The organism is Streptomyces chiangmaiensis, assembly GCF_036281785.1.
GTDB lineage: Bacteria > Actinomycetota > Actinomycetes > Streptomycetales > Streptomycetaceae > Streptomyces > Streptomyces chiangmaiensis.
Genome location: NZ_JAYWVC010000324.1, coordinates 1 through 6,053 on the forward strand (window position 1 = coordinate 1; position 6,053 = coordinate 6,053).

Here is a 6,053-nt window from a genome sequence, read left to right on the forward strand (position 1 = left end):
TTTCGGATCGAGCACAAGGGTTCTGAGGTCGTTGCCTTCTGAGTCATGCCCCCAGTGTACTCTGATTTGAGTTGGAGATTCGGAGTCAAATATGTAGAGTGCGGCAGTGCCGGTCCCGGCAGGCTCCGGCGCCTGCACCTGCTCGAAAGGACCCCTCCCCATGACTACGCTCCGCCCCGCGGCGAGCTTCTGGACCGCCGCCCTAGTGGTTGTGCTGGCCCTGTGGGCCAGCGCGGCCCCGTCGGTGGTCTATCCGCTGTACGCCCAGCAGTGGGGGCTCACGCCAACGGTCACCACCACCTTGTTCGGGGTGTATCCACTCACTCTTGTGGTGGTCCTGACCCTGTTCGGCGGGATCTCCGATCACATCGGACGCCGGGCCTCGATCCTGCTCGGTGTCGGCTTCTTCATCCTCGGCGCCCTCATCTTCGCCCTCGCCCCCGACATCGCCTGGCTCTACATCGGCCGCATCCTGCAGGGCGTGGGAATGAGCTTCTCGCTCGGGGCGGCCAGCGCCGCGCTGGCCGAATTCAACCCGACCGGCAACCCCGCCCGCGCCAGCTCGGTGACCGCGATAGGCACCTCGGCCGGACTGGTAGGCGCCACCGTTGTCGGCGGGGCGCTGGTGCAGTACGCGCCGGCACCGCTGCACTTGACCTTCTGGGTACTGTTCACGCTGATTGTCATCGCGTTCGTGCTCGTGTGGTTCATGCCCAAGCACGCCCCCTACGACAGCGACCAGACCACCGCGACCGCTAGAAGTCCGTGGGCGCCGCGCCCGGTCGCCGTGCCGAGAGACAGTCGCCGCATCTTCACCGTCTCCGCCTTCGCCTCCCTCACCCAAATGTGCATGGCCGCGATCATCCTCTCCCTCGGCGCGACCATCGCCAAGGACCTCATCCACACCGACAACGCCCTGGTCCAGGGCCTGATACTGGCGATCTCCTCCACGGTGATCGGCGTCATCGCCTTCGCCTTTCGGCCGGTGCCGCCGCGCTGGTCGGTGGTCATCGCGGGCCTGTCCGGCGCGATCGCGATCCTGCTGTTCATCCCCGCCGCGACGCTGCACTCGATGCCCGTCTACATCGTCTCCCAGATCCTCGGCGGCACGGCAATTGGCTTCGGCGTCTTCGGCGGCATCGGCCTCATCCACCGCTACGCACCCGCCCACCACCGCGGCCGGCTGATCTCCGCCTTCTACCTCGTCGGCTACATCGGCCAGGGCACCGTCTCGATCCTCGCCGGCATCACCGCGACCGCCGTCGGCCTGGAGCAGACGATCTTCATCTTCGCGCCGGTCCTCGCCATCATCGCGGCCGCCACCGTGGTGGTCGCGCTCGCCCTGATCCGTGCTCCCGAGAAGACCACCGAGCCAGTTGCCAGGAGACGCCCAGCACACAAAGTCGGGCGGTGAGCTCGGCTCCGGGCCGAGCCCAGCCCGGAGGAGCTGCGTGCCTTCGCGACCTAGCCGCGGCAGCCGAACCCGCCCCGTGCGCGAGCGCACACCACTGATCGACCCATCAGCCAAAACGAGATCCACACCCGGAAGGACAACAACCATGAACGCGCCGAACGCCGCACCGCGACCGCTGGCCCGCGACACAGTGACCACCGAGGGCGGCCGACTTTCCTACCTACACACCGGGCCGGCCGACGGCCCACTGGTGGTGCTGGTGCACGGCTGGCCGGCCACCGCGATCACCTGGGCGCCGCAGATCGACGCGCTCGCCACGGCCGGTTTCCGCGTGCTCGCCCCGGACACGCGGGGCTACGGCCGGTCGATGGTCCCGACCGAACCCTCGGCCTACGCCCTGCGCCACCTCGTCGACGACCTGCGGACCCTGCTCGAGTCCACCAGCCGGACCTCGGCCACCTGGATCGGCCACGACTGGGGTGCGTCCATCGTCTGGGCGCTGGCCGCCCACCATCCCGAACTGTGCGACGGCGTCGCCGCGCTGGCCGTGCCGTACCGCACCCTCGACCGGGGCCTGGCCGCCATGCTCGACCTGGTCGACCGCGAGACCTACCCCGCGGACATCCTGCCGAACGCGCAGTTCGACTACATGGCGTTCTACGAGACGTCAGCCGAACAGGTCACCGCCCAGTTCGACGCGGACCCGGCCCGGATGGTGTCCGCACTGTACCGGCCCGGTAACCCGGCAGTGCTGTCCGGGCCGTCCCCTCGGGCGTACGTCAGCCGGGACGGCGGCTGGTTCGGTGGCCCGGACGCGATGCCCGACCTGCCCCGCGATCCCGCCATGCTGACCGACGAGATCTACGACGACCTGGTCGAAACCCTGTCGGCCAACGGGTTCTGGGGCCCCAACTGCTACTACCTCAACCACGCCGACAACCGCCGCTACAGCGACGAGTCGGTGCACGGTGGCCGACTGGAGATGCCGGTACTGTTCGTCGAGGCGCGGTATGACTCCGCCGCCGACATCACCCGCTCCCGCATGGCCGAGCCGATGCGCCAGCACTGCACCGACCTGACCGAGGTGAGTCTCGCCGCCGGACACTGGGTGAACCTGGAGAAGGCTGCCGAGGTCAACACCGCGCTGCTGAGCTGGCTCGGCGACCACGTCATCCCCCAGTAGCGGCGGTGAGGTCGGTGACCGGCGTACGCGTCGTCCCGTTCGGCCTCCCGCCCGAGGACTCACGTCGCCATGCTGGCCGCGGATGCCGGGTGGGGGTCGGTGGGCTGCGACGGGGACACCGCCCGCTTCGCCGTGGCCATGTTGCGGCCGGTGGTGGGACACCTCAGAAGCTGTGTTTGAACCTCTTTGCGCTGCTCACGGGGTTATGCAGCGGGACAGGTCTCTGTTTGCCGTTCGGACCGGCGTCCATCGACGCTGATCCGAACGGCGGGTGGCGGGTTCTGGATCGTCTGTCTCAGTTTCTGCTGTGGCTCAGAGTGCGCGGTGCATGATGTGGAGCCCGACGTAGCCCTTCGAGGGATGTCGGAAGCCCTCCGGCAACGTGCCAAGCACCTCGAAACCGATGGACCGATACAGTTTCACCGCATGCACGTTCGTCTCGACGACCGCGTTGAACTGCATCGCCCGGAAGCCGGCCGCGCGCGCCCACTCCACCGTGTACTCACACAGTGCTCGGCCCACGCCCTGCCCAGAGTGCGCCGGGTCGACCATGTAGCTGGCGCTCGCGATGTGCGAGCCGTTGCCCATGTGGTTGTTGTTCATCTTTGCCGTGCCGAGGACCGTTCCGGCGTCGTCGACGGCGACGACCGTGCGGTTCGGGGCTGGCAAGAGCCACCAGTCGCGGCCCTGCTCCTCCCTGAGATCGATCGGATAGGTGAAGGTCTCACCAGCGGCAACGATCTTGTGGAAGAAGGGCCATATGGCGGGCCAGTCCCCGGTGTTGGCTTCCCTGATCAGCATGCGGACAGGATGTCGGCCCGCGCCACGGGACCGCCAATGCTTTTCGTGCCCCGGGGTGGCATCACGTTTTCTCGGGTCACGAGGCCATGGAGCTGGGTGCGATCGGGTTTGCCGTTCGGTTGAGCGTCGATGGACGCCGAATCGAACGGCGGGCGGAGGGATCGTCAGGCGACTGCCGCAGGGGGAGCTGGGACCGCGTCGGTTCGGCGGTTTCGTCGGGTGAGGCGGCGGGTCATGAGGGTGATGAAGGCCCACTGGACGTGGGCTTCGGCGTGGGACATGAGGTGTTCGTAGTCCCTCGCGTTGCGGCGGGCCCGCATCGTCCACGAATTCGACCGTTCAACCACCCAGCGCTTGGGCAACAAGACGAAGCCCTTGGCGTCCTTGGGCCGGGAGACGACCTTGATGGTGATGCCGAGGATTGTCTGTGCCCAGGCGGCGAACTCGTCTCCGCCGTAGCCGTTGTCCGCCCAGACCAGCACGATTTCGGGGTGTTCGGCGTGGAGGCGGGTCAGCAGGATGCGCGCGGCGTCGCGGTCCTGGACGTCGGCCGGCGTGACGAGCAGGTCGACGAGCAGGCCGTCCTGGTCAACCGGGAGATGGCGCTTCCTCCCGTTGATGTGTTTGTTCGCGTCGTAGCCGCGCGTTGCCTTCGACACGGTCTCCGCGCCCTTGACGGACTGGGAGTCCACGATCACCCGGACCGGCCAGGGACACCGCCGTCGCCGAAGCCGCAACCGTCGGCGAAGCTGATCGAGGACGTGCCGCAGGACACCGGCCTTCGCCCATCGGGCGAAGTATCCGAACACCGTGCGCCAGGGGATGCCGAAGTCCGCAGGCAGAGCACGCCATTTCGCCCCGTTGTCGGTGATGTAGCGGATGGCGTCGACCACGCGGCGGCGGGGCCACTTCTCCGGGGCCCCGCCCTTGGGGGTCTGGCAGGCGGGAGTGGGCAGGAGCCGTTCCAGGAGGGCCCATTCGAGGTCGCTGGTGTCGGAGGGGTAGCGGTAGCGGGGCAGCGGCATGACGAGGTGCCGGGCCGCGACCTGAAGAAGGGGCCAACTGCGGGGCGGTCGCGGCCCGTCACCTTTCCAGGGGCTCACTCCAGATTGGCAAGGAGATGCAGAGTGGACTCGATCGCGCCCATCTGCGCCATGACCGTGCGGATGTAGGGGTCGTCGGGCTTCTTCTTCTGGTGCGGCAGGAGGATCCCGGCGATGAAGTTCTCCACCCGGTGGTGGACCGACTCGAAGAACGCCCGCTCGTAGCCGATCCAGACCTCCGGCGCGTCCTCCAGCATCCGGTAGCCCCACGTCTTGTCCCAGGTCACCGGCGGGAGCCCCTTCGCGGCGGCGACCTGGCGCAGGTGCGCGAGCCCGGTGTGGACCTGCGCGCGGGTGCGCTCGGTGGCCGCCATCAGCTGGACGATCGTCAGACCGGCGGGACGGGCCTCCAGCAGGGCGGACAGGACGGCTTCGGCATGGACGTGAGCGGGAACCCCCCGCCGCATCGCTACTCGCCCGAGCCCTTCAGCAGCTTCTGGAGCTGCTCGTCCAGGTCAACCTCGCCGCGGGTGACCGCGTTCTCGATCCAGTCTGCCGATGCCCGCACCCGCGCAAGGCCCCGCAGGATCGTCTCGCGTTCGGCATCGTCGTAGGGCTCGCCGCGCAGGTTCGGCACGATCCTTCCAGCGGTGACGGTGAACTGCGTGCAGGCCGCGACCAGGTCCATGAACTGGGTGTTGTGCTCCATGCAGCGCAGCTGGTCCAGCTGCGGGGCGGCTTCCTCTCGCCCGTACTGGACTTGCTGTCGGAACTGGTCGAACTGCGCCTCATTCACGGCGTGCCTGGCGGTGTCGTCGGCCATGGCCTTCGAGGCGACCGCCGGGCGGCGCAGGAAGTCGGTGGCCACCCGCGCGGCCACCTGGTCGTCGGCGGCCAGGTCGTGGATCGCGTCCACCTTCTCCTGGACGCTCTCGGGGGTGTCGACCTTCCAGCCGACGATCCGTTTCGCGCTGTCGTGCGTCCAGCGCGCAGGACCGCCGCGCGGATTGGCCGGGGGGTTGTTCACCGCCTCGAACCGTTCCTGCTCGTCGGGGATCGAGGCGAGGATCTTGTGGATGGTGTGGGAGACTCCGGTCCGTCGGCGTTCCTTCGGCCAGCGCGAGGCCACCCACCGGTAGTCCCGGACCGTCGAATAGGCCAGGCCGACGTCCTCGGCGAACATCCGGATCGCCTCGCTGACCGTGAACAACTCCTCGTTCCCCGACGGTTTTGCGCCTCCGTAGGAGCGCATCGGCTCGATCTCCAGGCCGGCGTCCCCGAGCTGCCACTGGACACCGCTCATCGTCTCGACCCAGTCCCGCCCCAGCCTGACCAGCTCGTCGTAGCGCTGCCGGGTCACACTGCCGACCATCCCGGTCATCCGGACACCACCCCCACGAGACCCGGGGACAACACCCTCGCGTGCCGTCAACTCGCCCTGGAAGCCCGTCACTTCGCACCATCCGACCGCCTCGCCCGGCAGAGAAAGGCGTACGGCCCCGGCGCCCGAAGCAGCCCCATCAGCACCGAACGCGCAGGCTCACACCCCGCCTGACTGCGCGCGCCGCGTGTGCCATGACCGTTTGCGGCAGGCGGGAGAGCCGGGGTTCCG

At 68.5% G+C, this 6,053-nt stretch carries 5 protein-coding genes and 2 pseudogenes; 3 read left to right on the forward strand and 4 right to left on the reverse strand.

The window, feature by feature from the left end:
* The first annotated feature begins 160 nt into the window (after positions 1 to 160).
* The 3 genes and pseudogenes from VXC91_RS41345 to VXC91_RS47315 form a co-directional block, all read left to right on the forward strand.
* Positions 161 to 1,414: an MFS transporter gene (locus VXC91_RS41345; protein ID WP_329512512.1), complete on the forward strand. Its 1,254-nt coding sequence runs from the start codon at positions 161 to 163 to the stop codon at positions 1,412 to 1,414.
* Positions 1,415 to 1,559: 145 nt separating this feature from the next.
* Positions 1,560 to 2,597, forward strand: a complete 1,038-nt coding sequence (locus VXC91_RS41350) for an alpha/beta hydrolase (protein WP_329512513.1) — start codon at positions 1,560 to 1,562, stop codon at positions 2,595 to 2,597.
* A gap of 72 nt (positions 2,598 to 2,669) precedes the next feature.
* A pseudogene (locus VXC91_RS47315) lies at positions 2,670 to 2,757 on the forward strand (ISAzo13-like element transposase-related protein); the annotation flags it as partial.
* A 152-nt stretch (positions 2,758 to 2,909) separates the two neighbouring features.
* On the opposite strand, the gene VXC91_RS41355 reads toward VXC91_RS47315, so the two are convergent.
* The 4 genes and pseudogenes from VXC91_RS41355 to VXC91_RS41370 all read right to left on the reverse strand — a co-directional run bounded on the left by VXC91_RS41355 (position 2,910) and on the right by VXC91_RS41370 (position 5,822).
* A complete protein-coding gene (locus VXC91_RS41355; RefSeq protein ID WP_329512514.1) occupies positions 2,910 to 3,398 on the reverse strand; it encodes a GNAT family N-acetyltransferase in 489 nt (162 codons plus the stop codon).
* A 215-nt stretch (positions 3,399 to 3,613) separates the two neighbouring features.
* Positions 3,614 to 4,423 (reverse strand): annotated as a pseudogene (locus VXC91_RS41360) (IS5 family transposase); the annotation flags it as partial.
* Between the two features lie 74 nt (positions 4,424 to 4,497).
* A complete protein-coding gene (locus VXC91_RS41365; RefSeq protein WP_329512515.1) occupies positions 4,498 to 4,908 on the reverse strand; it encodes a RacP protein in 411 nt (136 codons plus the stop codon).
* 2 nt (positions 4,909 to 4,910) lie between these two features.
* Positions 4,911 to 5,822 (reverse strand): DUF6192 family protein, encoded by a 912-nt coding sequence (locus tag VXC91_RS41370; protein WP_329512516.1) that lies wholly within the window; start codon positions 5,820 to 5,822, stop codon positions 4,911 to 4,913.
* Between the last annotated feature and the right edge of the window lie 231 nt (positions 5,823 to 6,053).

Bases quoted from the DNA above. Each gene is read 5' to 3' on its own strand.
- VXC91_RS41345 (WP_329512512.1), top strand. From the start codon at position 161: ATGACTACGCTCCGCCCCGCGGCGAGCTTCTGGACCGCCGCCCTAGTG.
- VXC91_RS41350 (WP_329512513.1), top strand. From the start codon at position 1,560: ATGAACGCGCCGAACGCCGCACCGCGACCGCTGGCCCGCGACACAGTG.
- VXC91_RS41355 (WP_329512514.1), bottom strand. From the start codon at position 3,398: ATGCTGATCAGGGAAGCCAACACCGGGGACTGGCCCGCCATATGGCCC.
- VXC91_RS41365 (WP_329512515.1), bottom strand. From the start codon at position 4,908: ATGCGGCGGGGGGTTCCCGCTCACGTCCATGCCGAAGCCGTCCTGTCC.
- VXC91_RS41370 (WP_329512516.1), bottom strand. From the start codon at position 5,822: ATGACCGGGATGGTCGGCAGTGTGACCCGGCAGCGCTACGACGAGCTG.